The sequence below is a fragment of the Streptomyces sp. NPDC058257 genome (genome assembly GCF_042881845.1).
GTDB lineage: Bacteria > Actinomycetota > Actinomycetes > Streptomycetales > Streptomycetaceae > Streptomyces.
Map to the genome: position 1 here is coordinate 602,975 of NZ_JBHVXJ010000002.1, position 26,996 is coordinate 629,970.

At 67.5% G+C, this 26,996-nt stretch carries 23 protein-coding genes and 2 tRNA genes; 12 read left to right on the plus strand and 13 right to left on the minus strand.

Annotated features, from left to right (window positions below):
• Positions 1-10: 10 nt before the first annotated feature.
• Complete coding sequence (locus tag ACFVXC_RS08175; protein WP_389902714.1) at positions 11-1,876, minus strand: tyrosine-type recombinase/integrase; 1,866 nt, start codon at positions 1,874-1,876, stop codon at positions 11-13.
• A 104-nt stretch (positions 1,877-1,980) separates the two neighbouring features.
• A tRNA-Ala gene (locus ACFVXC_RS08180) sits at positions 1,981-2,053 on the minus strand.
• Between the two features lie 182 nt (positions 2,054-2,235).
• Here ACFVXC_RS08180 and ACFVXC_RS08185 point away from each other — a divergent pair.
• Together ACFVXC_RS08185 and ACFVXC_RS08190 are read left to right on the plus strand one after the other, a co-directional pair.
• The gene (locus tag ACFVXC_RS08185) at positions 2,236-2,784 is read left to right on the plus strand and encodes a DNA-binding protein (protein WP_160506124.1); all 549 of its coding nucleotides are present in this window, start codon (positions 2,236-2,238) and stop codon (positions 2,782-2,784) included.
• A gap of 49 nt (positions 2,785-2,833) precedes the next feature.
• Positions 2,834-4,285 (plus strand): serine/threonine-protein kinase, encoded by a 1,452-nt coding sequence (locus ACFVXC_RS08190; protein WP_389902717.1) that lies wholly within the window; start codon positions 2,834-2,836, stop codon positions 4,283-4,285.
• Positions 4,286-4,352: 67 nt separating this feature from the next.
• Here the strand turns inward: ACFVXC_RS08190 and ACFVXC_RS08195 are convergent, their stop codons facing one another.
• Together ACFVXC_RS08195 and ACFVXC_RS08200 are read right to left on the minus strand one after the other, a co-directional pair.
• Entirely contained in the window at positions 4,353-5,675 is a 1,323-nt protein-coding gene (locus ACFVXC_RS08195) for a hypothetical protein (RefSeq protein WP_389903029.1), read from the minus strand.
• 186 nt (positions 5,676-5,861) lie between these two features.
• Positions 5,862-5,990, minus strand: a complete 129-nt coding sequence (locus ACFVXC_RS08200; RefSeq protein WP_003999697.1) for a DLW-39 family protein — start codon at positions 5,988-5,990, stop codon at positions 5,862-5,864.
• 338 nt (positions 5,991-6,328) lie between these two features.
• On the opposite strand from ACFVXC_RS08200, the gene ACFVXC_RS08205 reads away from it, so the two are divergent.
• Positions 6,329-6,658, plus strand: coding sequence for a DUF6344 domain-containing protein (locus tag ACFVXC_RS08205; RefSeq protein WP_389902720.1), 330 nt, complete (start codon positions 6,329-6,331; stop codon positions 6,656-6,658).
• 98 nt (positions 6,659-6,756) lie between these two features.
• Here ACFVXC_RS08205 and ACFVXC_RS08210 read toward each other — a convergent pair.
• From ACFVXC_RS08210 to dnaA, 9 genes are all read right to left on the minus strand, one after another.
• Positions 6,757-6,830, minus strand: a tRNA-Ile gene (locus ACFVXC_RS08210).
• Positions 6,831-7,115: 285 nt separating this feature from the next.
• Positions 7,116-7,829, minus strand: coding sequence for a DUF3566 domain-containing protein (locus ACFVXC_RS08215; protein WP_389902723.1), 714 nt, complete (start codon positions 7,827-7,829; stop codon positions 7,116-7,118).
• A gap of 18 nt (positions 7,830-7,847) precedes the next feature.
• Positions 7,848-10,451 (minus strand): DNA gyrase subunit A, encoded by a 2,604-nt coding sequence (gene gyrA, locus ACFVXC_RS08220; RefSeq protein ID WP_389902725.1) that lies wholly within the window; start codon positions 10,449-10,451, stop codon positions 7,848-7,850.
• 42 nt (positions 10,452-10,493) lie between these two features.
• Positions 10,494-12,563, minus strand: a complete 2,070-nt coding sequence (gyrB, locus tag ACFVXC_RS08225; protein WP_389902727.1) for a DNA topoisomerase (ATP-hydrolyzing) subunit B — start codon at positions 12,561-12,563, stop codon at positions 10,494-10,496.
• 265 nt (positions 12,564-12,828) lie between these two features.
• Complete coding sequence (locus ACFVXC_RS08230) at positions 12,829-13,392, minus strand: DUF721 domain-containing protein (protein ID WP_389902729.1); 564 nt, start codon at positions 13,390-13,392, stop codon at positions 12,829-12,831.
• A gap of 25 nt (positions 13,393-13,417) precedes the next feature.
• Positions 13,418-14,539 carry a DNA replication/repair protein RecF gene (recF, locus tag ACFVXC_RS08235; protein WP_389902732.1) on the minus strand — a complete coding sequence of 374 codons (1,122 nt, stop codon included), beginning with the start codon at positions 14,537-14,539 and terminating at the stop codon, positions 13,418-13,420.
• 72 nt (positions 14,540-14,611) lie between these two features.
• A complete protein-coding gene (gene gnd, locus ACFVXC_RS08240; protein WP_389902735.1) occupies positions 14,612-15,496 on the minus strand; it encodes a phosphogluconate dehydrogenase (NAD(+)-dependent, decarboxylating) in 885 nt (294 codons plus the stop codon).
• Positions 15,497-15,585: 89 nt separating this feature from the next.
• On the minus strand, positions 15,586-16,716 hold the full coding sequence (gene dnaN, locus ACFVXC_RS08245) for a DNA polymerase III subunit beta (protein WP_389902738.1): 1,131 nt from the start codon (positions 16,714-16,716) through the stop codon (positions 15,586-15,588).
• Between the two features lie 929 nt (positions 16,717-17,645).
• Positions 17,646-19,568 carry a chromosomal replication initiator protein DnaA gene (gene dnaA, locus ACFVXC_RS08250; protein ID WP_389902739.1) on the minus strand — a complete coding sequence of 641 codons (1,923 nt, stop codon included), beginning with the start codon at positions 19,566-19,568 and terminating at the stop codon, positions 17,646-17,648.
• Between the two features lie 367 nt (positions 19,569-19,935).
• Here dnaA and rpmH point away from each other — a divergent pair, with 367 nt between their 5' ends.
• The 9 genes from rpmH to ACFVXC_RS08295 all read left to right on the plus strand — a co-directional run bounded on the left by rpmH (position 19,936) and on the right by ACFVXC_RS08295 (position 26,935).
• Positions 19,936-20,073 carry a 50S ribosomal protein L34 gene (gene rpmH, locus ACFVXC_RS08255; RefSeq protein ID WP_006381191.1) on the plus strand — a complete coding sequence of 46 codons (138 nt, stop codon included), beginning with the start codon at positions 19,936-19,938 and terminating at the stop codon, positions 20,071-20,073.
• A gap of 20 nt (positions 20,074-20,093) precedes the next feature.
• Positions 20,094-20,465: a ribonuclease P protein component gene (gene rnpA, locus ACFVXC_RS08260; protein WP_389902741.1), complete on the plus strand. Its 372-nt coding sequence runs from the start codon at positions 20,094-20,096 to the stop codon at positions 20,463-20,465.
• On the plus strand, positions 20,462-20,821 hold the full coding sequence (gene yidD, locus ACFVXC_RS08265; protein ID WP_389902743.1) for a membrane protein insertion efficiency factor YidD: 360 nt from the start codon (positions 20,462-20,464) through the stop codon (positions 20,819-20,821). The genes rnpA and yidD overlap by 4 nt, the downstream gene beginning before the upstream one ends.
• Before the next feature lie 3 nt (positions 20,822-20,824).
• Positions 20,825-22,120 carry a membrane protein insertase YidC gene (gene yidC, locus ACFVXC_RS08270; RefSeq protein WP_389902745.1) on the plus strand — a complete coding sequence of 432 codons (1,296 nt, stop codon included), beginning with the start codon at positions 20,825-20,827 and terminating at the stop codon, positions 22,118-22,120.
• 14 nt (positions 22,121-22,134) lie between these two features.
• Positions 22,135-22,656, plus strand: a complete 522-nt coding sequence (locus ACFVXC_RS08275) for a protein jag (RefSeq protein WP_383272414.1) — start codon at positions 22,135-22,137, stop codon at positions 22,654-22,656.
• Positions 22,657-22,755: 99 nt separating this feature from the next.
• Positions 22,756-23,472, plus strand: coding sequence for a 16S rRNA (guanine(527)-N(7))-methyltransferase RsmG (gene rsmG, locus ACFVXC_RS08280; RefSeq protein ID WP_389902747.1), 717 nt, complete (start codon positions 22,756-22,758; stop codon positions 23,470-23,472).
• A 328-nt stretch (positions 23,473-23,800) separates the two neighbouring features.
• Positions 23,801-24,877: a ParA family protein gene (locus tag ACFVXC_RS08285; protein ID WP_389903033.1), complete on the plus strand. Its 1,077-nt coding sequence runs from the start codon at positions 23,801-23,803 to the stop codon at positions 24,875-24,877.
• Positions 24,874-26,010, plus strand: a complete 1,137-nt coding sequence (locus tag ACFVXC_RS08290; RefSeq protein WP_389902748.1) for a ParB/RepB/Spo0J family partition protein — start codon at positions 24,874-24,876, stop codon at positions 26,008-26,010. The genes ACFVXC_RS08285 and ACFVXC_RS08290 overlap by 4 nt, the downstream gene beginning before the upstream one ends.
• A gap of 307 nt (positions 26,011-26,317) precedes the next feature.
• Positions 26,318-26,935, plus strand: a complete 618-nt coding sequence (locus ACFVXC_RS08295; RefSeq protein WP_389902750.1) for a GNAT family N-acetyltransferase — start codon at positions 26,318-26,320, stop codon at positions 26,933-26,935.
• Positions 26,936-26,996: the final 61 nt, after the last annotated feature.

The following is a 26,996-nucleotide window of genomic DNA, read 5'->3' on the forward strand; positions in this document are numbered from 1 at the left end:
ACCTGGCACATCACGCCTCGGTGCTCGTGAGGTCGGTATCCGGATGCTTGGCGCACACCTCCAGAGCCTCCATTCGGGCCTCCTCGAAGGCCCGGACGACGGCCGACTTGTTGATTCCCCGAGCGTGCGCCTCTGTGGTGCCGTGGGGGCGGAACTCGGTCCGGAACTCTGCAGCCCGCGTGGTGAAGCCGACGTACTCGAACTCCCACGTCCACCGACTACTCACCGGAAGCGGCTCGTACGTCAGGGTGCCGTCGGCCTCGTACGAGGCCAAGGCGTAGTGGACGAACTGCCGCTCCGGCACCCGGGACCAGACGGAGCCGCCTCCGGTCCATCGCTCGCGTTCCTCTGGGCCGAGGGCTCCGCGACGGGCGATCTTCTCCTCTGGCCAACCGTCTGCCCGCATAGTCGCGATCTCTTCCTCGTGGTCGTCGTTCCACTGGTCGGCGACGTCCTGTGCGTGCTCGCGGTCCGCGAACGGCACCTCCCGGCCCCCCAGCGTGACGACAAAGACCGAGTCGTTCTCGTGCTCTTCATCGTCCTGCGGCATGTCGCTGGCGTCCTTCCACGTTTCCTGGGCCAGTCCGGAGAGCTGGCGAGGAACGTGGGGGAGTCCGTCCGTAGCGGCGGCCAGGCCGGAGCGCTCCAGGAAGCCGGGAAGCGGGGCCGTCGGATCCATAGCCCACTCGATGGCGGCCATGACCTCGTCGTCCAAGGCGTCCAGGAGGTGGCCGTAGCGGTCCACGGTCGTGGTGATGGACTCGTGGCCAAGTCGTCCCTGGATGGCCGGCAGCGGCACCTTCGCTGCGATCAGCCATGATGCGTGGGAGTGGCGGAGGTCATGGATGCGCGGTCGCTTGATCAGGCCGTACTTCTCTGCGGCCAACTCGATCGCGGGTATCCAGCGCAGACGCCGGAAGGTACCGGGGTCCCACTTGCCACCTTCGGGGCCGGTGAAGATCAGATCGTTGGGAGCCAGGCCCTTCGCGCGGCGACGAAGCATCCGGTCGAGCTTGTGCGTGATGACGACGGTGCGGCGCGACTTCCGGGTCTTCGGGGGGCCGAGGATGGATTTACCGTCCTCGTCCTTCTTCCAGGCCCTCTGTACGCGGATAGCCGGGCGCCCGTTGCGACGCCGGAGGTCTCGCGGCTGAAGCGCGGTGGCCTCGCCCCACCGGAAGCCGGTCTCCGCGATGGTCTCGCCAAGATCCTTGGCGTCGTCGCGAAGGCACTCGTAGATCCAGGCCCATTCCTCGCGTTCGAGGAAGACCATCTCCTCTTCGTCCTCGGCTCCGTCGAGCCGGGGCAGACGGGTCTTCGCGCACGGGTTGGACGCCCGCAGTGACGGTTCTGCATCGACAGCGGACTGCATGATCGCGCTGAGGAGACCGTGCTTGTTCTGGACGGTCTTCGGCGCGTAGGCAGTCCGGGCCTTCCGATCACGCGGGTCGAGCGGGGCGAGGCGTCCGGCTTCGAGGTCGTTGACCCAGTCCTGGACCATCGTCCGGACAATGCTGCCCTCGCCGTCCTCCACGGAGTACGGGCCGAACCAGGGAGCCATGTTCTCCCTGATCTCCTTCTTGTACTTGCTCCGCGTGTCGCCCTGGATACCGGTGAGGCGGTCAACATAGGCGAGCGCGAAGGGCTCGAACATGGTGTCCGCCCGCCGCCGGTCCGCAACAAAACCGTGACCTCGGGTCCAGCCCGGAGGCCACTGTTGACCGTGTCCGTTCACCAGATCACGGAAGCGCTCGGCGGCTGTCTCGTCCTCGAAAACCTCGGACTCCTGCTTGCCGCCACGGGCTCCGCCAGCCCTCCACATCACCGTGAAGCTGGCCGTTCCGTCGCGCTTGTCCCGTTTCTTGATGTACGCCATGCGAGGCACCGTAAATCAGATCGGTGCTGACACGGTGCTGACGTTATAAATACAGAGAGGTCCCCTGACCTGCGTTTCCGCAGGTCAGGGGACCTCTACTGTTGTGGAGCCTAGGAGATTCGAACTCCTGACATCTGCCTTGCAAAGGCAGCGCTCTACCAACTGAGCTAAGGCCCCGAAAACGGTGCACCCAGCCGGAAGAACCTCGCTCCGGTGGGCAACGCAGACCAGAGTACCGGGTCACCCCCCAGATCTCGCAAAAGGATTGGGGGTCCCGGTGAACGACCACGCTCCGTAAGATGCTCGGCGTGGTTCGCGGCAGCGAACCACGGTTTTTGGGGAAGCGATGGGGAGACGCAATGGACGCCGCACAACAAGAGACCACCGCGAGAGCACGAGAGCTCCAGCGGAACTGGTACGGGGAGCCGCTGGGGGCGCTCTTCCGTCGTCTCATCGATGATCTGGGCCTCAACCAGGCACGCCTAGCCGGCGTCCTCGGTCTGTCCGCGCCCATGCTGTCCCAGCTGATGAGCGGGCAGCGCGCGAAGATCGGAAACCCCGCGGTCGTCCAGCGCGTCCAGCTCCTTCAGGAGCTGGCGGGCCAGGTCGCCGACGGCAGTGTGAGCGCCGCCGAGGCCACCGACCGCATGGACGAGATCAAGAAGTCCCAGGGCGGCTCCGTCCTGACGAACACCTCGCAGTCGACGACGAGTTCGGGTGCGCCCACGGTGAAGCGTGTGGTGCGCGAGATCCAGTCACTGCTGCGCTCCGTCGCGGCGGCGGGCGACATCATAGATGCCGCGGACTCCCTCGCCCCGACCCATCCGGAACTGGCAGAGTTCCTCCGGGTCTACGGCGCCGGACGCACCGCGGACGCGGTCGCCCACTACGAGGCGCACCAGAACTGAGCCGTCGGCCGGGCCACCGGGCGGCCCGGAGGGGGAGCAATGCGCGACCATGGGTGAGATATTCGCCGGCCGCTACGAACTCGTCGACCCGGTCGGACGCGGGGGAGTCGGAGCGGTCTGGCGCGCCTGGGACCACCGGCGGCGCCGGTATGTGGCCGCCAAGGTCCTGCAACAGAGCGACGCGCACGCCCTGTTGCGCTTCGTACGGGAGCAGGCGCTCCGGATCGACCACCCTCATGTGCTCGCGCCCGCCAGTTGGGCCGCCGACGACGACAAGGTCCTGTTCACCATGGCCCTGGTCGCCGGCGGCTCGCTGGCTCATGTGATCGGGGACTACGGCCCGCTGCCGCCCCGCCTGGTCTGCACGCTCCTGGACCAGCTGCTCTCCGGCCTCGCGGCGGTGCACGCCGAGGGGGTCGTGCACCGTGACATCAAGCCCGCCAACATCCTGCTCGAGGCCACCGGCATCGCGCGTCCGCATCTGCGGCTCTCCGACTTCGGCATCTCGATGCGGCTGGGCGAGCCGCGGCTGACCGAGACGAACCATGTGGTGGGGACGCCCGGCTACTTCGCGCCCGAGCAAATGATGGGCGCCGAGCCGGACTTCACCGCCGACCTCTTCGCCGTCGGCCTGGTGGCCCTGTATCTGCTGGAGGGCGCCAAGCCGGACGCCAAGGCCTTGATCGAGTATTTCGCCGCGCACGGCACGCCTGGGGCGCCACAGGGCGTGCCTGAGCCTCTGTGGCAGGTCGTCTCCACGCTTCTCCAGCCGGATCCGCACGCGCGGTTCCGCACCGCCACGGGTGCGCGCAAGGCGTTGACGTCGGCCGTCGAGCTGCTTCCCGAGCCGGGGCCCGACGACGAGGTAGTCGAGATCTTCGACCAACTGGGTCCGCTTCCCGCTGGGTTCGGCCCCCACGGCCCTCTCGCGACCCCGCGGCAGCCGGCCTTCGCTCCCCCTTCGGTTCCACCGCCGCCCCTGGCCGCCCCACAGACGGGAAGCTTCCCGCCGGCTCAGCAGCCGCAGGGCACACCGCAATCGGGCCAGCCGGTACAGCACGTACAGCCTCAACCCCAGTCCCAGTCCCAGCCCCATCCCCAGCCCACACCGCCGCCACCGCCGCCACCGCCTCCGCCGCAGGAGCCGACGACGCCACCCCCGCTCCCCGCTCAGTCCCCGCATGTCCCCTCCCCCCACCACATCCCGACACCGATCCCGGTTCAGGCAGCGGCGCAGTCCCCCACGTATCTACCCACTCACGAGTCATCACACTCCGTGACTTCACCAGTGCACCGGGTATTCACCCCTACTTACCCGTACACCGCCCACTCCCCGCAGGCCCCGCAGGCCCCGCAGGCCCCGCAGGCCCCGCTCCAGAGTCGGCCTGTTCAACATCGGCAGAAGAAACGACCGGGACCGCCCCCGAAAGTGGCGATCCCGATGCTGCTGGCCGCGCTGGCGTGCTTCACGCTGGGCTTCTGGGCCCTCACCCAGGTCTGAGTCAGACCAGGGCCAGATCAGGGCCAGTTCAGGGCCAGTTCAGGGCCAGACCAAGGCCAGACCCGAGTCAGACCTGACCCGCAGCCCGTCGCCGCCCGATCAGCGTCCACACGCCCAGGACCGCGAGCAGCAAGGTTCCAGCCCCGATCCCACCGGCGGCGACCACCCTCATGACATCCCCGTTGCCACTGCCGCTCCCCCCGCCGTCCCCACCGCTGTCCCCGGCAGCCGTCTCGCCCCGTGCCGCGGCGTCCTTGTCCTGACCGGTGACGCTGAACTGATCGGCGGGCCGCGCCGTCCCCACGTACGAGGGCCCCGCCTTCGCGCTGCCGTCGACGTTCACCCGCAGCGTCAGATCCAGCGGCCCCCCGCCGAACTGCCGGGCGACCTGTGGATTGAGATGGACCGAGAGGTAGTACCACCCGGCGAACCGTGTTCCGGCCACGCCGTCGATCGGGGAGTAACGGTTCTCGTACGCGATGGGGGCCAGCGGTTCCAGCGCGGTCGTTCTCTGTTTGCCGTCGTATGCCGTGTCGGCGTCGTCGATGCGAGCGCGCACCGGATTGGACAGTGACATGACGAACGCCGACGTCACGTAGTCGCCCTGCCCCCCGCTCGCGCTGCCCAGTTCGGCACTGGCGGAGATCTGCTGCCCCCAGTCGACCGGCACGCGGTAGAAGAGTGTCTGGCCGGGCTCGATCCGGTCGCCCCAGACGCCCGTCCGCAGCGCACGGGCGTCATTGAAGCCCGTACCGCCCCTGCGTTCCTTGCGCTCACCACCGGGAGGCGTGGGCGGGGCGGAGTTCCACGACTCGGGCGGCGTCGTGGTGGCGCCCTTGGCCACCCCGGGCTCCGAGACGACCCGGAGCTCGGTGTCCCACGTCTCCGTGCTCGATCCGGGTCGGGTGTTCCGCTCGACCACCGCGTAGTACGTGCCGGCCGCCTTGCACCTGTTCCCGGTGGGGCCCACCTCCCGTACCGCCCAGGCGGTGATGGGCCGCGGGCTCTGCGACGTACCGAATCGCGCGTCCTGGGAGTTGCAGTTGTTGCCGTTCGCATCCTGCAAGGACACCTTGACGCCGTCCCCGTAGACGACATGGGCGTCGAGCCCGGGGGCGGCGGTGGCCGAGACGTACGCGGTCTCTCTGGCGTCGAGTTGAAGCTGGTAGTAGAGCTTGTCGCCGCGCGCGAGGGAGCTCTTGTACGTCGATCCGGGCGTGAGTTTCGCACTGCCCATGCTGCTCTTGGCGCCTTCGACCGGTACGGCCCGGTCGGCGAAGACGTAGGGACTCGGTGTACCGGCCGCCGCGGCCTGTCCCGGCAGCGCCATCAACGCGCACATCGCCGCTCCCGCGGCCAGCGTCGCCCGGCCTCTGCGCAGCCGCCCCATCACGTGCACCCCTCCCCGACGAACCAGCCGTCCCGGCCGCTCATGTCCGTGTGGATACTCGACAGCCTTTGCCCACGCAAGGCAATAGCTTGCGGGCGCAAAGATCAGGGTCCGGAGACGTCCGGACAGCACAGGGCCCCGGCCGCATAAGCGGCCGGGGCCCTGTGAAGAGACTGTTGTCTGTACTCACGAACCCGTGGGCACGGAGTCAGTCGCCTCCGTCCACAGATCCTGCTCGGCGCGATCCGCCTGGATCTGGCGGTACACGAGGAGCCCGCCGATGGCGGCCAGTGCGACCAGGAGAAGCTTCTTCACCGCGCGACCTCGTCTTTCTTGACGTAAGGGACCTCTTGGCGCCCGACTATACACACCGACCGATACCGATCGGTGACCTGGATCCACGCCAACTCCCGCCCCGAACACAGCAGTCGAATCGGGCATCGCCGCCCCTTTGGCGCCTCACGGCCCGCCGGGAGTTTGACCGCTCCTGACCTCACCTGGCCCCCTCCCAGGCCCCTCAGGCGCCTTTTACGGCCATCCGGGTGGTGTTCATCTGAACATCGACGCGCCACGAGCGTCGGTCCCCCACTCTCGGCCCCACATACACATCATGAGGAAAGTACGCAAATCGCCCAACCCGAAAGTGAGACGCCATGACCGGCACCAAGGCCATGAAGCTGTGGACCACGCTCATCACCGCCTTCCTCGCACTCTTCGCCACGCTTGGATTCACCACGACGGCAGCGGCGGCCACGCCGGTGCAGCAGGCCACGGAAACATGCAAGAGCGCGCCGACCATGACGGCACCACTGGCGGCCTACTGGGCAGCGGCGTACGAACGGTCCTTGCCGCCCACGATGAAGCAGCGCATCCGCGCGGAGGCACACGGATCATCCCCCAGCTGCCGCCATCTCCCCACTGACGACACGGAGACGGCCGTCGAGGCCGAGGCCCATCCGGGCGGGCTCGCCGCGGAGCCGTAGTCACGGCCCCCGGCCGACTCGGCCACCGTCCCCCAGGGGCCCCACAGACACGAAGAAGACCCCCAGCCGATACGGGCTGGGGGTCTTCTTCGTGTCTGTGGGGCTAACAGGATTTGAACCTGTGGCCTCATCCTTATCAGGGATGCGCTCTAACCAACTGAGCTATAGCCCCGCCGCGCTGCGGTATGTCCCGCGCGCTGACCTCTGAAGATTAGCGCACGTGCGGGCCAGTCCCAAAATCGATACCCCCGCGGGCGCCGGACGGGCCCTGCGGGACCGGATCGGCCGGGAACATGCGGCCGTGGGAGGGGGACGGGAAAGCAGAGAGGGGGCCGGGAAAGCAGAACAGGGCCCCACCCCCTACGGGCGGGACCCTGGACTACGTAGACCTAAGGAAGCGAGGAGAGCGGAAGCGAGGAAGAGCGGAAGAAAGAGCGGAGGCGAGCAGGAGTAAGTACTACTCGTCCTCGGCCAGCGTCAGCTCCACGCCGCCCACGAAGGCCGCGGAGAGGTTGTAGATGAAGGCGCCGAGCGTGGCGAGCGCCGTGGCGAGGACCACGTCGATGACCGCGATGATCGTCGTGAACATCAGGACGCGCGGCAGCGACAGGAAGGACTGCAGGTCGAATCCGTTGGACTCGTTCGAGCCCGTCGCCTCCGAGATCGTGCCGCCCACCGTCGAGAAGACACCCATGGCGTCCATGACCATCCACAGCACGGAAGCCGCGACGATCGTGCAGATGCCGAGGGCGATGGAGAGCAGGAAGCTGACCTTCATCACCGACCACGGGTCGGCCTTGGCCACCCGCAGCCGCGCCTTGCGCGTACGAGGCGTCGTGCGTGCCCCGGTCCGCGGCCTGCGCACGGAACCCGTCTGGGGCCCCTGCTGATAGGCCTGCGGCGGGTGGTACGCCCCGCTCTCCTGCTGCTGGGGCTGCCGCTCTCCGGGCAGTGCGCCTGTAGCCCCCTGGGACCCTTGGGCGCCGCCTTCGTAGGACCCGCCGTACTGCGCTGACTGAGCCGACTGCGGCCCTCGGGTATCGGTCACGGTTCCCCCCTGGGATCCACGGGACTCATGCGAGTCTTGAGAATCAGTGGCGGAGCCACGGACACCGTCTGTACCGGCGGATTGGCCGGTTCCACTCGCTCCGGCGCCCGTGGCTCCACTCACGATGACTCTCTCCTCGCGCTACTCGGCCGTGGACTCCGTGCCCTCGTCCGTACCGACGACCGGCTCACCGTCGGCAGATTCGTCGACGACGATGTCACCGTCGACTTCCTCCGCCTCGCGTCCGGCCTCGGCGTTACGAGCGATACCGACCACGGCATCGCGCTTGCCCAGGTTGATCAGTTGGACGCCCATGGTGTCACGGCCTGTCTCCCTGACCTCGTTGACTCGCGTACGAATCACACCGCCGCCCAGGGTGATGGCGAGGATCTCGTCGGTCTCCTCCGTCACCAGGGCGCCCACGAGTTCGCCGCGGTCCTCCACGATCTTGGCGGCCTTGATGCCGAGGCCGCCACGGCCCTGGACGCGGTACTCGTCGACGTTGGTCCGCTTGGCGTACCCACCGTCGGTTGCGGTGAAGACGAAAGTACCCGGCCTGACGACATTCATCGAGAGCAGTTCGTCGCCGCCGCGGAAACTCATGCCCTTGACGCCCGAGGTCGCGCGGCCCATGGGACGCAGCGCATCGTCCGTTGCGGTGAACCTGATCGACTGCGCCTTCTTACTGATGAGCAGCAGATCGTCCTCGGACGAGACAAGCTCGGCGCCGATCAGCTCGTCGTCCTTGCCATCGTCCGTCTCGCGGAGGTTGATGGCGATGACGCCACCGGCGCGAGGCGAGTCGTAGTCCTTGAGCGGCGTCTTCTTCACGAGGCCGCCCTTGGTGGCGAGCACCAGGTAGGGCACCGCTTCGTAGTCGCGGATCGCGAGGATCTCGGCGATCTTCTCGTCCGGCTGGAAAGCGAGCAGGTTCGCCACGTGCTGGCCGCGGGCGTCGCGTCCGGCGTCGGGGAGCTCGTACGCCTTCGCGCGGTAGACCCGGCCCTTGTTGGTGAAGAACAGCAGCCAGTGGTGGGTCGTCGACACGAAGAAGTGGTCGACGATGTCGTCTTCCTTGAGCTTCGTGCCGCGGACGCCCTTGCCGCCGCGCTTCTGCGAGCGGTAGTCGACCGTCTTCGTGCGCTTGACGTAACCGCCGCGCGTGATCGTGACGACGATGTCGTCCTCGGCGATCAGGTCCTCCATGGACATGTCGCCGTCGAACGGCACGAGCGCCGAGCGACGGTCCTCGCCGAACTTGTCGACGATCGCCGCGAGCTCCTCGCTGATGATCTGGCGCTGCCGCTCGGGCGAGGCCAGGATCGCGTTGTACTCGTTGATCTTCGCCTGCAGTTCGTCGTGCTCGGCGACGATCTTCTGGCGCTCCAGGGCGGCCAGGCGGCGCAGCTGCATCTCGAGGATGGCGTTGGCCTGGATCTCGTCGATCGAGAGCAGGCCCATCAGGCCCTCACGCGCGACGTCGACCGTCTGGCTGGCGCGGATGAGCGCGATGACCTCGTCGATCGCGTCCAGGGCCTTCAGCAGGCCGCGCAGGATGTGGGCCCGCTCCTCGGCCTTGCGCAGCCTGTACTTCGTACGCCGGACGATGACCTCGACCTGGTGCGTCACCCAGTGGCGGATGAAGGCGTCAAGGGAGAGGGTGCGCGGCACACCGTCGACCAGGGCCAGCATGTTGGCGCTGAAGTTCGACTGCAGGTCGGTGTGCTTGTAGAGGTTGTTCAGTACGACCTTGGCGACCGCGTCCCTCTTCAGGACGACGACGAGGCGCTGGCCCGTGCGCGAGGACGTCTCGTCGCGGACGTCGGCGATGCCGCCGACCCTGCCGTCCTTGACCAGGTCGGCGATCTTCTGCGCGAGGTTGTCGGGGTTGGTCTGGTAGGGGAGCTCGGTGACCACCAGGCACTGGCGGTTCTGGATCTCCTCGACCGCGACGACCGCGCGCATCGTGATGGAGCCACGACCCGTGCGGTACGCCTCCTCGATGCCCTTGCGGCCCACTACTAGTGCGCCGGTGGGGAAATCGGGGCCCTTGATGCGCTCGATCAGCGCGTCGAGCAGTTCCTCGTGCGAGGCGTCCGGGTGCTCCAGGGCCCACTGCGCGCCCGCCGCGACCTCGCGGAGGTTGTGCGGCGGGATGTTGGTGGCCATGCCGACCGCGATGCCCGCCGAGCCGTTGATCAGCAGGTTCGGGAAGCGCGCCGGCAGGACCGTCGGCTCCTGGTTGCGGCCGTCGTAGTTGTCCGTGAAGTCGACGGTCTCCTCGTCGATGTCACGGACCATCTCCATGGCCAGCGGCGCCATCTTGCACTCGGTGTACCGCATGGCGGCCGCCGGGTCGTTGCCCGGAGAGCCGAAGTTTCCGTTGGAGTCCACCAGGGGCATCCGCATCGACCACGGCTGGGCCAGGCGGACCAGGGCGTCGTAGATGGAGGAGTCGCCGTGCGGGTGGTAGGTGCCCATGACGTCGCCGACGACGCGGGCGCACTTGTAGAAGCCCTTCTCGGGGCGGTATCCGCCGTCGTACATCGCGTACAGGACGCGGCGGTGTACGGGCTTCAGACCGTCCCGTACGTCGGGCAGCGCGCGCGACACGATGACGGACATCGCGTAGTCGAGGTATGAGCGCTGCATCTCCGTCTCGAGCCCGACGGGCTCGACACGCATGCCCACGCCGGGAACGGCGGGCTCCTCTTCGGGCATCACAGGGGTGTTCTCGTCGGCCATTGCTGGTCAAAGTCCTTTCGAGGTGCGGCTCGTACGGCCGACTCAGATGTCGAGGAAACGAACGTCCTTGGCATTGCGCTGAATGAACGAGCGCCGTGCCTCCACGTCCTCTCCCATCAGCACCGAGAAGAGGTCGTCGGCCTGCGCCGCGTCGTCCAGGGTGACCTGGCCGAGAACGCGGTGGTCCTGGTCCATCGTCGTGATGCGCAGCTCCTCGGCGTTCATCTCACCGAGACCCTTGAAGCGCTGGACCGAGTCGTCCCTGAAGCGCTTGCCGGCCTGACGGCCGAGCTCGACCAGGGCGTCGCGCTCCCGGTCGGAGTAGGCGTACTGGAAGTCGTCCCGGGACCACTTGATCTTGTAGAGCGGCGGACGCGAGAGGTAGACGTGCCCGGACTCGACGAGCGGCCGCATGAAGCGGAACAGGAACGTCAGGAGCAGGGTGTTGATGTGCTGGCCGTCGACGTCGGCGTCCGCCATCAAGATGATCTTGTGATAGCGGAGCTTCTCGATGTCGAAGTCCTCGTGCACACCCGTGCCGAAGGCCGAGATCAGGGCCTGGACTTCCTGGTTCTGCAGGATCTTGTCGATCCGCGCCTTCTCGACGTTCAGGATCTTGCCTCGGATGGGCAGGATCGCCTGGTACATCGGGTTACGGCCGGACTTCGCCGAACCACCGGCGGAGTCACCCTCGACGATGAAGATCTCGCACTTCGTCGGGTCGTTCGACTGGCAGTCGCTCAGCTTTCCGGGCAGCGACGCCGATTCCAGCAGTCCCTTGCGACGGGTCAGGTCGCGCGCCTTGCGGGCGGCGACGCGGGCCGTGGCGGCCTGGATGCCCTTGCGGATGATGTCCGAGGCCTCGTTCGGGTTCCGGTCGAACCAGTCCGTGAGGTGCTCGTGCACGACCTTCTGTACGAAGGTCTTCGCCTCCGTGTTGCCCAGCTTGGTCTTGGTCTGGCCCTCGAACTGCGGCTCGCCCAGCTTCACCGAGATGATCGCCGTCAGACCCTCGCGGATGTCCTCACCCGTGAGGTTGTCGTCCTTCTCGCGCAGCAGCTTCTTCTCGCGCGCGTACCGGTTGACCAGGCCCGTCAGCGCGGCCCTGAAGCCCTCCTCGTGCGTACCGCCCTCATGCGTGTGGATCGTGTTCGCGAAGGAGTAGACCCCTTCGGTGTACTGCGAGTTCCACTGCATGGCGATCTCGGCCGAGAGCATGCGCTCCTTGTCCTCGGCCTCGACGTCGATGACGGTCGGGTGAATCATCTCTCCCTTACGGGAGTTGAGGTACTTCACGAAGTCGACGATGCCGCCTTCGTAGTAGTACGTCACCGTGCGGGCCTCGTCGACGGCGTCGTCCTTCGCCTCGACCGAGTCCGCACCCGCCGTCGCCTTCGCCGACTCGCGCTCATCAGTGAGTTTGATGGTCAAACCCTTGTTGAGGAACGCCATCTCCTGGAAGCGCCGTGCCAGCGTCTCGAAGGAGTATTCGGTCGTCTCGAAGACGTCCGGGTCTGCCCAGAAGGTGACCGTGGTGCCCGTGTCCTTGGTCGCCTCGTGCTTGGCGAGCGGGGCCGTCGGCACACCCAGCTTATAGTCCTGGGTCCAGCGGTAGCCGTCGGTCTTGATGTCGACGGCGAGCTTCGTCGACAGTGCGTTCACGACGGAGACACCGACGCCGTGCAGACCACCGGAGACCGCGTATCCGCCGCCGCCGAACTTGCCGCCCGCGTGCAGCACGGTGAGCACGACCTCGACGGCCGGCTTCTTCTCGACGGGGTGGATGCCCACCGGGATGCCTCGGCCGTTGTCGACGACGCGTACGCCGCCGTCGGCGAGGATCGTGACGTCGATGGTGTCCGCGTGCCCGGCGAGGGCCTCGTCGACGGAGTTGTCGACAACCTCTTGCACGAGGTGATGCAGGCCACGCTCACCGGTCGACCCGATGTACATGCCAGGTCGCTTGCGAACCGCGTCCAGACCCTCGAGGACGGTGATCGCGCTGGCGTCGTACAAGGCTGTCACCTCGCCGTGCTCACCAGCGACGGTAGACGGGATGTTCTCGTTGGGGTTGCCGGAATCGGCCACGAAGCGCCCTTTCTGGCACAGCACAAGCCAAGCACCCGGCGGTGGCCGGAGCGGCTGCGTCGTTCAGCGATAGTCAGCGTTGCTCGGTGCGTCCCACAAGTGGGGCGGGATTAGCTTCCAGTCTACCGGTAGCGCCGACAGTGATGGGGGTTTGCCGGTACCTGAGTCCGCATGTGCCGTCCTGAACCGGCCTCGCCCGACTCCCCATATGCGGCCCGGGGCCCTAAGAGGCTCACAGCGGCACTCAGCGCTTTGGAGTGTCAACCCCGAGCTACTGCCCGGTACGGCCTCATCCGTAGGTGTCGCCGGGGCCCGTGCTGCCCGGTGCGCGCAAGGGTCCGAAGCGCCGCGAGGGGCCTTGGGGGCCAAGGACTTTGATGAGGCGCACGGTGCCGTGACCCAGGTCCTCGTTGAGGCGCGCGACCAGCTGCGGGGCCAGGAGGCGCAGGTTCGTCGCCCACGCCGTGGAGTCGCACTGGACGGTCAGGATCCGCTCGTTCTCGTCGTACCTCTGCGGGACGCAGTGGTTGGCCAGGTCCTCGCCGACGATCTGCGGCCAGCGGCCCATCACCCCGCCGACGGCGGCAGGCGTCTCCCAGCCCCGCTCGGTGATCAAGCGGTTGATCGCGGAGCCGAGCGGCTGCGGGTCACGCCCGTCGGCGCGCGCACCGGACCGAAGACCGCCCCTGCGGGCCTGCTTCTTCTGCTGCGCGGCGTCGCCACGCGCGCGTGCCTGCTCCTTGGCGGCCCGGAGGGCGACGCGGGCGAGGTCGACGCCGGAGGGCTCGGGCACCTTCGGTGTGTCCTTGGCCGAGTCCTGGGGGGTGTCCTTGGCGGGCTCTTCGGCGCTCATACGTACTCCCGGCTCAGGCGCGTCGTCATACGCGCTCCACCGCGCCGTCCGACACGGCGAACCGCGCCCCGGCGAGCACGCCCGGCACGTCGTCGTCCACCGCGGCGGTCACAAGGACCTGCTCGCCCGGCGCCACCAGCTCCGCGAGACGCTCCCTGCGGCGCACGTCGAGCTCCGCGAACACGTCGTCCAGTACGAGCACCGGTTCGTTCCCCTCGGCGCGCAGCAGGTCGTACGAGGCCAGGCGCAGCGCCAGGGCGTACGACCAGGACTCGCCGTGGCTCGCGTACCCCTTCGCGGGGAGCTGACCGAGGCGCAGGAGCAGGTCGTCGCGGTGCGGCCCGACCAGCGTCACGCCCCGCTCGATCTCCTGCTTGCGCGCCTCTTCGAGGGCGGCGATCAGCTGCTCGTACAGAGCGTCACGCGTGTGGCCCTCGCCCGGCGCGGACGGCTTGTAGTCGAGCGTGACGGGACCGCCGCCGGGTGCCAGCTGCTCGTACGCCTTGTCGGCGAGCGGCTGCAGCGCGGCGATCAGGTCGAGCCGCTGCGTGAGCAGTTCGGCGCCCACGCTCGCGAGGTGCTGGTCCCACACGTCGAGGGTGGACAGATCCATGGAGCGCCCGCCGTGCCGCCGAGCCAGGGCTGCCGACTTCAGGAGGGTGTTGCGCTGCTTCAGTACGCGGTCGTAGTCGGACCGCACGCCCGCCATGCGGGGGGAGCGCGCCGTGATCAGCTCGTCGAGGAAGCGCCGACGCTCACCGGGGTCGCCCTTGATCAGCGCCAGGTCCTCGGGGGCGAACAGCACCGTACGGACGATCCCGAGTACGTCACGGGGTCTGACCTGCGACGACCTGTTGATGCGGGCACGATTGGCCTTGCCCGGATTGAGCTCGAGCTCAATCAGCTGCTGGCGCTCGCCCTGCCGGACCGCGGCCCGGATGACGGCGCGCTCGGCGCCCATGCGCACCAGCGGGGCATCCGATGAGACCCGGTGGCTGCCGAGCGTGGCGAGATAGCCGACGGCCTCCACGAGGTTCGTCTTGCCCTGGCCGTTGGGGCCCACGAACGCGGTGACGCCCGGATCGAGAGGGACCTCGACCCGGGCGTACGAGCGGAAGTCGGCCAGCGACAGATGCGTGACGTGCATGGTGTGCGCCGACCTCCCCCGGCCTACTTCACTTGCTGACAGGCCTGCGCGGCTTCCCGCACAGGCTGTGGATCAGTTCTCGCTCTTGGACTCGACGGCGTGGCCGCCGAACTGGTTGCGCAGCGCCGCGATCATCTTCATCTGCGGGGAGTCGTCCTGCCGCGAGGCGAAGCGGGCGAAGAGCGAGGCCGTGATCGCGGGCAGCGGCACGGAGTTGTCGATGGCGGCTTCCACCGTCCACCGGCCCTCGCCGGAGTCCGCCGCGAAGCCGCGCAGCTTCGCCAGGTGCTCGTCGTCGTCCAGGGCGTTGACCGCCAGGTCGAGCAGCCAGGAACGGATGACCGTGCCCTCCTGCCAGGAGCGGAAGACCTCGCGCACGTCCGTGACGGAGTCGACCTTCTCCAGGAGCTCCCAGCCCTCGGCGTAGGCCTGCATCATGGCGTACTCGATGCCGTTGTGAACCATCTTCGAGAAGTGGCCCGCGCCGACCTTGCCCGCGTGCACGGAACCGAAGTCACCCTCGGGCTTGAGGGCGTCGAAGATCGGCTGGACCTTCGCGATGTTCTCGGCGTCGCCGCCGTACATCAGCGCGTAGCCGTTCTTCAGGCCCCAGACGCCTCCGGAGACGCCGCAGTCGACGAAGCCGATGCCCTTGGCGGCGAGTTCCTCGGCGTGCTTCTCGTCGTCCGTCCAGCGGGAGTTTCCGCCGTCCACAACGACGTCACCGGGCTGGAGCAGCTCACCGAGCTCGTCGACGGTGGACTGGGTCGCGGCTCCGGCCGGAACCATCACCCAGATGACGCGCGGGCCCTTGAGCTTGCCCACAAGCTCTTCGAGGCTGGGGACATCCGCGACGTCCTGGTTGCGGTCGTATCCGATGACGGTGTGGCCTGCGCGGCGGATGCGCTCGCGCATGTTGCCGCCCATCTTGCCGAGGCCGACGAGACCGAGCTCCATCAGTGGTTCCTTAAGTAGCGATGTGGCGTGGAGGCACCTTCGTACCCGCGTCCGAGCCTACGCCCGGACGCCCGCTCACACCTGTGGGCTCAGCCGCTCAGACGTACCGGCATGATCAGGTACTTGTACGCCTCGTCGGCCTCCGCGTCCAAGGCCGGCCTGCCGCTCAGGAGGGCGGGCTTCGTGGACGTCGTGAACGAGAGCTGAGCGACCGGGGAGTCGATCGCGCTCAGGCCGTCGAGCAGGAACGTCGGGTTGAAGGCGATCGAGACGTCGTCGCCATCGAGCTGTGCGTCGACCCTCTCCACAGCCTGTGCGTCGTCGCTGGAGCCTGCCTCCAGGATCAGCACGCCCTGCTCGAAGCTGAGCCGCACCGGAGTGTTCCGCTCGGCCACCAGGGCCACGCGCTTCACGGCCTCGACGAACGGGGCGGTCTCGATGACCGCGATCGAGTTGAACTCCGTGGGGAAGAGCGTCTTGTACTTCGGCAGGTCGCCCTCGAGGAGACGGGTGGTCGTACGCCGCCCTGCGCCCTCGAAGCCGATCAGACCCTCACCGGCACCGGATCCTGACAGCGCCAGGGTGACCGTGTCGCCGCTCGTGAGCGCCTTGGCGGTGTCCAGGAGCGTCTTGGCGGGGACCAGGGCCACCGCGGAGGCCTCGGGGTCCTCCGGCTTCCACAGGAACTCGCGGACCGCGAAGCGGTAGCGGTCGGTGGAGGCCAGGGTGACCGTGTCGCCCTCGATCTCGATGCGTACGCCGGTCAGGACGGGCAGCGTGTCGTCGCGGCCCGCGGCGATGGCCACCTGGGAGGCGGCTGAGGCGAACACCTCACCGGGGACGGTGCCGGTCGCTGTGGGCATCTGCGGCAGCGCGGGGTACTCCTCCACAGGAAGTGTGTGGAGTGTGAATCGCGAGGAGCCGCAGACCACCGTGGCCCGTACACCGTCTGTGGAGATCTCCACCGGACGGTTGGGAAGGGCGCGGCAGATGTCGGCGAGCAGCCGGCCGGAGACGAGGACCGTGCCCTCGTCGTCGATCTCGGCGTCCACGGAGACACGAGCCGAGACCTCGTAGTCGAAGCTGGACAGGCTCAGTGCGCCTTCCTCGGCCTTCAGCAGCAAGCCCGCCAGGACAGGTGCCGGAGGCCGGGCCGGGAGACTGCGCGCCGCCCACGCCACCGCCTCTGCGAGTACGTCGCGTTCCACCCGGATCTTCACTTAGCCGCCCTCCTGCTGTTGCTGGCACTGGGGACCAGTCTGACGCACCGCACTGACAGTGGGTGCCCGTCGGGGTCAAGTCGTGGCGAGCGGCGTCGGAGGACCGGAGGGCGAGTTGTGCACAGGCCCCTCTTCCAAGCGAATTCCCCGGTAACTCTAAGTGGGAGTAGTAGTAGGGCCTGTGGAAACCGTGGATAACCCCGTTTTCGCAGGTCAGTGCCGGTTTTTTATCCACTGAGCCTGTGGGCGGAGGCGGTGGACAACCGGTGGTTTCTGTGGACGGGCGAAAGTTCTGCACACCCGGTGCACAGGCAAGGGGTACTTCTCCCCAGCGCTGTCCCCAGCTTTACCCACCTTCCCCACAGGCCAACCGACCACGTTGGTGTGACGCCTTTCACTCGGCACGGTGACGAGGCGCGTTGCGTTGCCGAACAGTGGACAGCCGTGTGGAGAAGCTGGGGAAAGCTGGGGACAACCGGCTCGAGCCTGTGGGTTGCCGGTGGACAAGTTCATGCACACCCTGTGGACGAGATTTTCATCCACAGCCTGTGGAGAGTCTTCGTCCACGAATCCACAACCACCTGACCTGGCTTGATGATCCCTCAGCAGGCTCCCCTGTGGACATCATCTGGACAACTTCCCGGTCCCCAGGGTGTGGAGGGAAAAAAGAGCACAGATCTGTGGAGAACAGGCCTCTCAGCTGGGGAAATCGAACAGTGGAGGGGGCCGGACGAGGTCCACGCGCGCGTGCGCAACGGCAAAGGGCGCCCCGGAAGTTGTTCCGGGGCGCCCTTCAGCGGCGTTTCAGCGCTGTGTCGGCGCGGCTCTCAGTGGCTCTCAGCGCATGTGTCGGTGCGGCTGTCGGCGTCTGTGCCGTGCGTCTCTCGGTGCGTCTGTCGGTGTGTCTGTCGGGTTCTGCCGTGCGTCTGTCAGCCGTTCTTGATGCGGTTGGTGAGCTCGGTGACCTGGTTGTAGATCGAGCGCCGCTCGGCCATCAGGGCGCGGATCTTGCGGTCGGCGTGCATGACGGTCGTGTGGTCGCGGCCGCCGAACTGCGCGCCGATCTTGGGCAGGGAGAGGTCCGTCAGCTCGCGGCAGAGGTACATCGCGATCTGGCGTGCCGTCACCAGGACGCGGCTGCGCGAGGATCCGCAGAGGTCGTCCACCGTGAGACCGAAGTAGTCCGCTGTCGCGGCCATGATCGCCGGAGCCGTGATCTCGGGGGCCGCGTCCTCGCCGCCCGGGATCAGGTCCTTGAGGACGATCTCCGTAAGACCCAGGTCCACCGGCTGCCGATTGAGGGAGGCGAAGGCCGTGACCCGGATCAGCGCGCCCTCGAGCTCACGGATGTTGCGTGAGATGCGGGACGCGATGAACTCCAGAACCTCCGGCGGGGCGTTCAGCTGCTCTTGTACCGCCTTCTTACGAAGGATGGCGATACGCGTCTCCAGCTCCGGTGGCTGGACGTCGGTGATCAGCCCCCACTCGAAGCGGTTGCGCAGCCGGTCCTCCAGGGTCACCAGCTGCTTGGGCGGCCGGTCACTGGAGAGCACGATCTGCTTGTTCGCGTTGTGGAGCGTGTTGAAGGTGTGGAAGAACTCCTCCTGCGTCGACTCCTTGCTGGCCAGGAACTGGATGTCGTCGACGAGCAGGATGTCCATCTCGCGGTACCGCTTGCGGAAGGTGTCGCCCTTGCCGTCGCGGATGGAGTTGATGAACTCGTTCGTGAACTCCTCGGAGCTCACGTAGCGCACACGCGTGCCGGGATAGAGGCTGCGGGCGTAATGCCCGATCGCGTGCAGCAGATGTGTTTTGCCAAGGCCCGACTCTCCGTAGATGAAGAGGGGGTTGTACGCCTTGGCGGGCGCCTCGGCGACCGCGACGGCCGCCGCGTGCGCGAAACGGTTCGACGCGCCGATCACGAAGGTGTCGAAGAGGTACTTCGGGTTGAGGCGGGCGGTGGGCTCGCCGGGGGCCGACGCGGGGGCCGGCTGCGCGGCCAGCGGCCCGGGCGCGCCGCTGCCGTGGACGCCGTGGCCGTTGCCGTGGACGCCGCCCCGGGGGTTGGAGTGCCCGCCGGAGACAGGGGACTGCTCGTGCCGGTCACGCCGGTCGTGGCGATCCTGCTGGTCCTGCCGGTCGTGGCGCTCTTGGCGGTGCTGTTCGTAGGGGGAGTGCGTGGAGTGCCCCTGCGGCGGCTGCGACCGGTAGTCGTGCTGCGGCTGCTGGGGGCTCGCGTACGGGTCCCGCTCGGGGAAGCCGAGTCTCTGCTGCTGCCAGCCGTAGTCGTCCTGCTGCTGGGGCGGCTGCTGGTGTTGCTGCGGCCAGGCGCCGGGTCCTGGGCGCTGGTAGTCGGGGTACGCGGGACGGGCGGTCGGCAGCTGGTCGGGCCCGCGGCCCGAGGAGTGCTCGTCCGGGGCACGGCGGCCGTAACCGTCGTACGCGTCGTGCCCCTGTCCGGGGCCCGGGTGCTGCTCGGGCTCTTCGTAGCGCTGCTGCTGCTGGCCGGGCTGTTGCTGGAGGGACTGCTGCTGCATGGGCGGCGCCGGCGGGGTGGGCCGGTCCATGGGGTCACCGACCGAGTCGTCCACCGTGATGGCGATACGGATCGGGCGGCCGCACTCACGGCTCAGCGACTCGCTGACGATGGGGGCAAGACGGCCTTCGAGCACGCCCTTGGCGAACTCGTTCGGTACGGCGAGCAGCGCGGTGTCGGCCACAAGCGCCAGTGGCTGGCAGCGCTTGATCCAACGCTCGTCCTTCGCGTCGACCCCGTGCCCCCGCCCCTCACCCAGCAGCTGCTCCAGAACTCGTGGCCACACTGCGGCAAGATCGGCAGGTACGTCAGCCACAGGGCACGCTCTCTCATGGGGTCCCACGAAGGTGTGGTTCTAGGGACGGAAACCGGGATGGGCGGGGAGAAGGGAATGAATCGGAGTTTGGCCACGGTAGTCAGGGCAACGGCTGCGGTTCAAGTTGTTGTCCACAGGCTGTGCACAGTGTCTCCCCCTGACGGTCGGTTTGACCGGATGGCGTAGCCCCGCGTACCGTGACCAGGTCGAGTTGTCGATGGCTGCTGCCGCCTGCCTCCGATGGGCAAAGATCACGATCTGTGATTGTGAAGCGGTGCACTCGGTGCGTATTCGCGAGCTTCTCGTGGGCGCACGGTGACAGCCAGGCGATGTCCCGCCACCACACAATCATTTCTGGAGCCCCCGAGTGAGCAAGCGCACCTTCCAGCCGAACAACCGTCGCCGCGCCAAGACCCACGGCTTCCGCCTGCGGATGCGCACCCGTGCCGGCCGCGCGATTCTCGCGAACCGTCGTGGCAAGGGTCGCGCCAGCCTTTCCGCTTAATCGCATTAGGTCATGACGTCGTGCTGCCTACCGAGCATCGGCTGAGGCGGCGCGAAGATTTCGCGGCCGCGGTACGCCGAGGACGACGGGCCGGACGCCCGCTTCTCGTCGTCCATCTACGTAGCGGTGCAACGGACCCGCACGTGCCTGGGGAGAGCTCTCCTCCGACGCGTGCGGGTTTCGTCGTGAGCAAGGCCGTTGGCGGAGCTGTCGTACGCAACACGGTGAAGCGCAGGCTTCGCCACCTGATGCGTGACCGGGTGGCCCAGCTGCCCCCCGGTAGCCTGGTAGTCGTACGAGCGTTGCCCGGTGCGGGCGACGCCTCCCATGCACAGCTGGCCCAAGACCTGGATGCCGCTCTTCAGCGGCTGCTGGGAGGGGGCGCTCGATGAAGTACCCACTGCTGGCTCTGATCAAGCTGTATCAGTGGACGATCAGTCCGTTGCTTGGTCCGGTGTGCAAGTACTACCCGTCATGCTCCCGCTACGGCTACCTGGCCATTGACCGGCACGGTGCGATCAAGGGAACGGCGCTGACGGCCTGGCGCATCCTGCGGTGCAATCCGTGGTCGCTCGGTGGTGTCGACCATGTGCCAGCGCGCAAGCGCCCGCGGTGGCACGAGATGCTGCGCGCCATGTGGCGCGAACGCAAGGGCGGGCCCTCCGCCGCTGGCGTGCCGTCCGGGGAGATCTCCCCGGATACCCCTGGCCCGGCCGCCGAGACCCCGTCCCATGCTCAAGGAGCCTGATTAGTGGACACGATTGCCAGTCTGTTCAGCTTCATCACGACACCCGTTTCCTGGGTCATCGTCCAGTTCCACTCGCTGTACGGGGCCATTTTCGGCCCTGACACGGGCTGGGCCTGGGGCTTGTCCATCGTGTCCCTGGTGATCCTGATCCGTATCTGCCTGATCCCGCTCTTCGTGAAGCAGATCAAGGCGACCAGGGCGATGCAGACGCTGCAGCCCGAGATGAAGAAGATCCAGGAACGCTACAAGAGCGACAAGCAGCGTCAGTCCGAAGAGATGATGAAGCTGTACAAGGAGTCGGGTACCAACCCGCTCTCCTCGTGCCTTCCCATCCTGGCGCAGTCGCCGTTCTTCTTCGCCCTGTACCACGTGCTCTCCGGCATCGCGTCGAACGACACCATCGGCGTCATCGACAAGCCGCTGCTCGAGAGCGCGCAGAAGGCGCACATCTTCGGCGCCCCGCTGGCCGCGAAGTTCATGGACAGTGCGGACAAGGTCGAGGCGCTCCACGCCTCGCTGACCGACGTCCGTGTCGTCACCGCGATCATGATCGTGATGATGTCGTTCTCGCAGTTCTACACGCAGCGCCAGCTGATGACGAAGAACGTGGACACGACGGTCAAGACGCCGTTCATGCAGCAGCAGAAGATGCTGATGTATGTCTTCCCGGTCATGTTCGCCGTCTTCGGCATCAACTTCCCCGTCGGTGTCCTCGTCTACTGGCTGACCACCAACGTGTGGACCATGTGCCAGCAGATGTTCGTGATCCGGCGGAACCCGACTCCCGGCTCCAAGGCCCAGGCCGCGTTCCTGGAGCGCCTGCAGAAGCAGCTCACACACACCAAGAAGGTGCGGGGCCGCGGCAACGCCAACATCATCAAGGCGATCGTCGCCAAGGGTCGTGACCGCAACGAGTTCGAGCGCAAGTTCATCAACGGCCTGAGCAAGGAAGGCCTGGCGGCCCAGACCGACGGCTCCATCGCGCCGAGCGATTCCGCCGTCGCCACGGAGACCGAGGACGGCGCTCCGGCCGCCGGTGGCGGTGCCCCGAAGCGGCAGCAGCCCAAGCGCCAGAGCAAGTCGCAGCGTCAGTCCGCCGCCGCACAGGGCAAGGCGGAGAGTGACACGGAGACGGCTTCGGATGCGAAGACGTCACTGGAGAAGACTCAGGACGAGCCTGAGGACGCCGCTCCCAAGGGCACGCCCGCGGGTGGCAAGTCCGGGTCAGGTAACGCACGCCAAGCCAAGTCGGGGCAGCGCAAGGGCCAGCAGCGGCCCAAGCACCCGTCCAAGAAGTAGAAGGAGTCCATCCCGTGACGGAAGGCACCACCGCCCCCGCCGAGGCCGAGGTCGAGGCCGGAGACACTCTCACCCGTCTTGAGCAGGAGGGTGAGATCGCGGCGGACTACCTCGAGGGTCTGCTGGACATCGCCGATCTCGACGGCGACATCGACATGGACGTGGAGGCCGACCGCGCCGCTGTCTCGATCATCAGCGACTCGAACGGCCGCGATCTGCAGAAGCTCGTCGGCCGTGACGGTGAGGTCCTGGAGGCGCTTCAGGAGCTGACGCGCCTCGCCGTGCACCGTGAGACCGGTGACCGCAGCCGTCTGATGCTGGACATCGCGGGCTACCGAGCCAAGAAGCGTGAGGAGCTCTCCGAGCTGGGCGCCAAGGCCGCGGCCGAGGTGAAGAGCTCCGGCGAGCCGGTCAACCTCAAGCCGATGACGCCCTTCGAGCGCAAGGTCGTGCATGATGCGGTCAAGGCCGCCGGTCTGCGCAGCGAGTCCGAGGGCGAGGAGCCGCAGCGCTTCGTCGTCGTGCTTCCCGCCTGATCGCACGTTGTTTTCCCGGCCCCGTCTGTTCGCAGGCGGGGCCGGTCTTTGTCAGCCTGATAGTCAGCCACCCCAGTGCGGTACGGAAGGACGGTCCCCGTGACGGAGGCAGCGGAGCTCCCCTCGGCGCCCGAGCAGGCCCGGGCGGTATTCGGTGAGCGCTTCTCGGACGCGGTCCGGTACGCGGAGTTGCTGGCCGACGCGGGAGTGCAGCGCGGACTGATCGGCCCTCGCGAAGTGCCCCGGCTGTGGGAGCGGCATCTGCTGAACTGCGCGGTCCTCTCCGAGGTCGTGCCCGAGAACGTGATGGTGTGCGACGTCGGCTCGGGGGCTGGTCTGCCCGGTATTCCGCTGGCTCTCGTCCGGCCGGATCTGAAGATCACGTTGCTTGAACCGCTGCTGCGGCGGACGACCTTCCTCACCGAGGTGGTCGAGCTGCTCGGACTCGACCACGTGACCGTCGTACGTGGCCGCGCCGAGGAGGTCCTTGGGACGCTGCCTCCCGTCCACGTGGTGACCGCCCGGGCCGTTGCGCCGCTGGACCGCCTCGCGGCCTGGGGCGTGCCGCTCCTGCGTCCGTACGGGGAGATGCTGTTGCTCAAGGGCGACACGGCGGAGGAAGAGGTCAAGGCCGCAGGGGCTGCTCTGAGCAAGCTCGGCGCGGTCAACACCTCGGTGTTGCACGTCGGTGAGGGTGTGGTGGACCCGCTGTCCACGGTCGTGCGGGTGGAGGTCGGCGAGAGCCCCGGCGGTGTGCGCTTCGCAGCCAAGCGCGCCAAGGCTGCCCGGACGGGGCGGACTCGGCGTCGCCGCTGAGCGGTCCCGCTCGCGCTGTTGAGCGGTCCTGGCCCTCGCCGCCGAGCGTCTTGCCTTCGTCGTTGATCCGTCGTGACGACGAGCCTTACTCCACAAAAGCTGCCAAACGTACGCATACCGGGGTGTCGCACGAGCGGCACCCCGGCTGCCGTGCATCGTGTTTCACGTGAAACGTCGCTCACTGCTGCATGGCATCATCAGTCGCGGCCGCGCTGCGGAACCTCGCGACCGCCGCCCACTCGGTTCCCTCAACAAGGGGACGGAGTTGTCCACAGAGGTGGATTCGTCCACACAAGACCGGGCCTCGCTGGTTCATGACCCTCAAAGCATGGGAGGCTCTGTTCATTGCGAGCCTGAAGTCGAGGAGAGTGAATCCTTGCGGTCCGACGCCAACATCGCGGGACCGATGACCGATCCGGTCCCCGGTCCCCGTACCGAGTCGGCGGGGGAGGATGTTTCACGTGAAACACCGCCCCCGATGGACGACACCCCAATCGGTCGTGCTGCCCAACTGGCGGTCGAAGCCCTTGGCCGTGCAGGCGAGGGCCTGCCACGACCCGAGCAGACCCGAGTCATGGTGGTCGCCAATCAGAAGGGCGGAGTGGGCAAGACGACGACAACCGTCAACCTCGCCGCTTCGCTCGCTCTGCACGGCGCGCGCGTCCTGGTCGTCGACCTCGACCCGCAGGGCAATGCCTCCACGGCTCTGGGGATCGATCACCACGCCGAAGTGCCATCCATCTACGACGTGTTGGTCGAGAGCAAGCCGCTCTCCGAAGTCGTGCAGCCGGTCGCTGACGTCGAAGGGCTCTTCTGCGCCCCGGCCACCATCGATCTCGCCGGTGCGGAGATCGAGTTGGTGTCCCTGGTAGCGCGGGAGAGCCGACTGCAGCGGGCGATCCAGGCGTATGAGCAGCCGTTGGACTACATCCTCATCGACTGCCCGCCGTCGCTCGGTCTGCTGACGGTCAACGCTCTGGTCGCCGGCGCGGAGGTGCTGATCCCCATTCAGTGCGAGTACTACGCACTGGAGGGTCTCGGACAACTCCTGCGCAACGTCGACCTGGTGCGGGGGCACCTCAACCCCCACCTGCATGTCTCGACGATCCTGCTCACCATGTACGACGGCCGGACCCGGCTCGCCTCACAGGTGGCGGACGAGGTGCGAAGCCACTTCGGCGAAGAAGTTCTGCGGACGAGCATTCCCCGCTCGGTCCGTATCTCCGAGGCGCCGAGCTACGGGCAGACCGTGTTGACCTACGATCCGGGGTCGAGCGGTGCCCTCTCGTACTTCGAGGCGGCACGGGAGATCGCGCTACGCGGCGTAGGCGTTCGCTACGACGTACAGCACGCCCAGATGGGCGCTCAGAAAGATCAGCACAGTATGACGGAGGGGATGCAGTGAGCGAGCGACGGAGAGGGCTGGGTCGTGGCCTCGGCGCCCTGATTCCTGCGGCCCCGACGGAGAAGTCGACCGCCCAGGCCATGGGTGGAGCTACGACTTCGCCCGGTGCTGTACCGGTGCTGACCGCCGAGCGGGGGGTGGCGGCCGCGAAGGTGGCGGCTCTCCCGCAGAGTCCCGTTTCACATGAAACGGAGCAGCCGCTGAACGGGGCGGTGGAGACCGAGGAGAGTCCGGTCGGTGCGCACTTCGCCGAGCTGCCTCTCGACTTCATCACGCCCAACCCGAGGCAGCCTCGCGAGGTCTTCGACGAGGACGCCCTTTCTGAGCTTGTCACCTCCATCAAGGAGGTCGGGCTTCTCCAGCCTGTTGTCGTACGACAGGTAGGGGCCTCGCGCTATGAGCTCATCATGGGTGAGCGGCGCTGGCGGGCTTGCCGTGAGGCCGGACTCGAGCGCATCCCGTCGATCGTCCGTGCGACGGACGACGAGAAGCTCCTCCTGGACGCTCTCCTTGAGAACCTGCACCGCGCACAGCTGAACCCGCTGGAAGAGGCTGCGGCCTACGACCAGCTGCTCAAGGACTTCCACTGCACGCACGACCAGCTGGCGGACCGGATCGGCCGTTCCCGTCCGCAGGTCTCGAACACGCTGCGGCTCCTGAAGCTGTCGCCGGCGGTTCAGCGCAGGGTCGCTGCCGGAGTGCTCTCCGCGGGCCACGCTCGTGCTCTGCTGTCCGTCGAGGACTCGGAGGAGCAGGACCGCCTGGCGCACCGGATCGTGGCCGAGGGGCTCTCGGTGCGGGCCGTCGAGGAGATCGTGACCCTCATGGGTTCGCGACCTCAGAGTGCCCCGCGGGCCAAGGGGCCGCGTGCGGGCGCTCGGGTGTCGCCGTCGCTGACCAACCTCGCCACTCGTCTCTCCGACCGGTTCGAGACCCGCGTGCGGGTGGACCTGGGGCAGAAGAAGGGCAAGATCGTCGTCGACTTCGCCTCGTTGGAGGACCTGGAGCGCATCCTCACGACACTCGCTCCGGGCGAGGGTCCGGTCCTGACGAACGGACTCGCTGAGGACTCCGCCGAGGAATCTGCCGAAGGTTCGGCTGAGGACGACACGGCCGAGGGCGAAAAGGCCTGAGCCTCATCAGGTAGTCGGCTGAGAGTGGGCCGTGTCCGGTGTGTACCGGAACACGGCCCGCTCTTTGCTTTCTTACGGTATCGGCGCAATCGCATCGTGGATACGATGCGATTGGGTATGGCGCATCCAGCTGACGGCACCTCATTGGGGAGGAGAGGGCCATGCGATCGGTGAGCCGCACCGGATTGATGACTGCGGGCCTTGGGCTGGGAGCGGTCGGCGGATTCGTCGGCAGCCTGCTGAAGGAACGGAGCGCTCTGACTGCCGCCCGTGATGCGGCAGGCGAAGGAAGTGAGGAACAGCCTTCATGGGGCGTCGGCTCGTACCGCTCACGCTGGACAACCTTCCGGACCTTCCCCAGCGTTGCCGGACGTGTGTCTTCTGGGAGCTGGACCCGGTCCGCGGCCAAGCCGCGGTAAAGGCCGGTACGCCGGAACTCGAGAAGGAGGCGTGGATCTCCGCCGTCCTGCTGGAGTGGGGATCCTGCGGCCGAGTCGTCTACGTCGACGATGTTCCGGTCGGCTTCGTGCTGTACGCCCCGCCGGCGTACGTGCCTCGCGCCACCGCCTTCCCGACGAGCCCGGTGTCCCCCGATGCCGTTCAGCTGATGACCGCCTGGATCATGCCGGGCTATCAGAGCCAGGGAATCGGCCGTGTCATCGTCCAGACGGTGGCGAAGGATCTGCTGCGGCGCGGATTCAAAGCGATCGAGGCCTTTGGGGATGCCCGGTGGGAGAAGCCCGCCTGTGTGCTCCCCGCCGATCACCTACTGGCGGTGGGCTTCAAGACAGTCCGCCCGCATCCCTCATATCCGCGGCTGAGGCTTGAGCTGCGGACGACGCTCTCCTGGAAAGAAGACGTCGAGATGGCGCTCGACCGGTTGCTCGGGGCGGTGCAGAAGGAGCCTGTGCTCCGACCGCTCTGACTCACCCCTGTCACCCGTCGCATGATTGTCATGCCTGTCATGCGAATGGGCCAACCCCGGA

What these genes read in the sequence shown, in the direction of transcription:
- ACFVXC_RS08175 (WP_389902714.1), bottom strand. Translation starts at nt 1,876, where the DNA reads ATGGCGTACATCAAGAAACGGGACAAGCGCGACGGAACGGCCAGCTTC.
- ACFVXC_RS08185 (WP_160506124.1), top strand. Translation starts at nt 2,236, where the DNA reads ATGGACGCCGCACAACAAGAGACCACCGCGAGAGCACGAGAGCTCCAG.
- ACFVXC_RS08190 (WP_389902717.1), top strand. Translation starts at nt 2,834, where the DNA reads ATGGGTGAGATATTCGCCGGCCGCTACGAACTCGTCGACCCGGTCGGA.
- ACFVXC_RS08195 (WP_389903029.1), bottom strand. Translation starts at nt 5,675, where the DNA reads ATGGGGCGGCTGCGCAGAGGCCGGGCGACGCTGGCCGCGGGAGCGGCG.
- ACFVXC_RS08205 (WP_389902720.1), top strand. Translation starts at nt 6,329, where the DNA reads ATGACCGGCACCAAGGCCATGAAGCTGTGGACCACGCTCATCACCGCC.
- gyrA (WP_389902725.1), bottom strand. Translation starts at nt 10,451, where the DNA reads ATGGCCGACGAGAACACCCCTGTGATGCCCGAAGAGGAGCCCGCCGTT.
- ACFVXC_RS08230 (WP_389902729.1), bottom strand. Translation starts at nt 13,392, where the DNA reads ATGAGCGCCGAAGAGCCCGCCAAGGACACCCCCCAGGACTCGGCCAAG.
- recF (WP_389902732.1), bottom strand. Translation starts at nt 14,539, where the DNA reads ATGCACGTCACGCATCTGTCGCTGGCCGACTTCCGCTCGTACGCCCGG.
- gnd (WP_389902735.1), bottom strand. Translation starts at nt 15,496, where the DNA reads ATGGAGCTCGGTCTCGTCGGCCTCGGCAAGATGGGCGGCAACATGCGC.
- yidD (WP_389902743.1), top strand. Translation starts at nt 20,462, where the DNA reads ATGAAGTACCCACTGCTGGCTCTGATCAAGCTGTATCAGTGGACGATC.
- ACFVXC_RS08285 (WP_389903033.1), top strand. Translation starts at nt 23,801, where the DNA reads ATGGGAGGCTCTGTTCATTGCGAGCCTGAAGTCGAGGAGAGTGAATCC.
- ACFVXC_RS08295 (WP_389902750.1), top strand. Translation starts at nt 26,318, where the DNA reads ATGGGGCGTCGGCTCGTACCGCTCACGCTGGACAACCTTCCGGACCTT.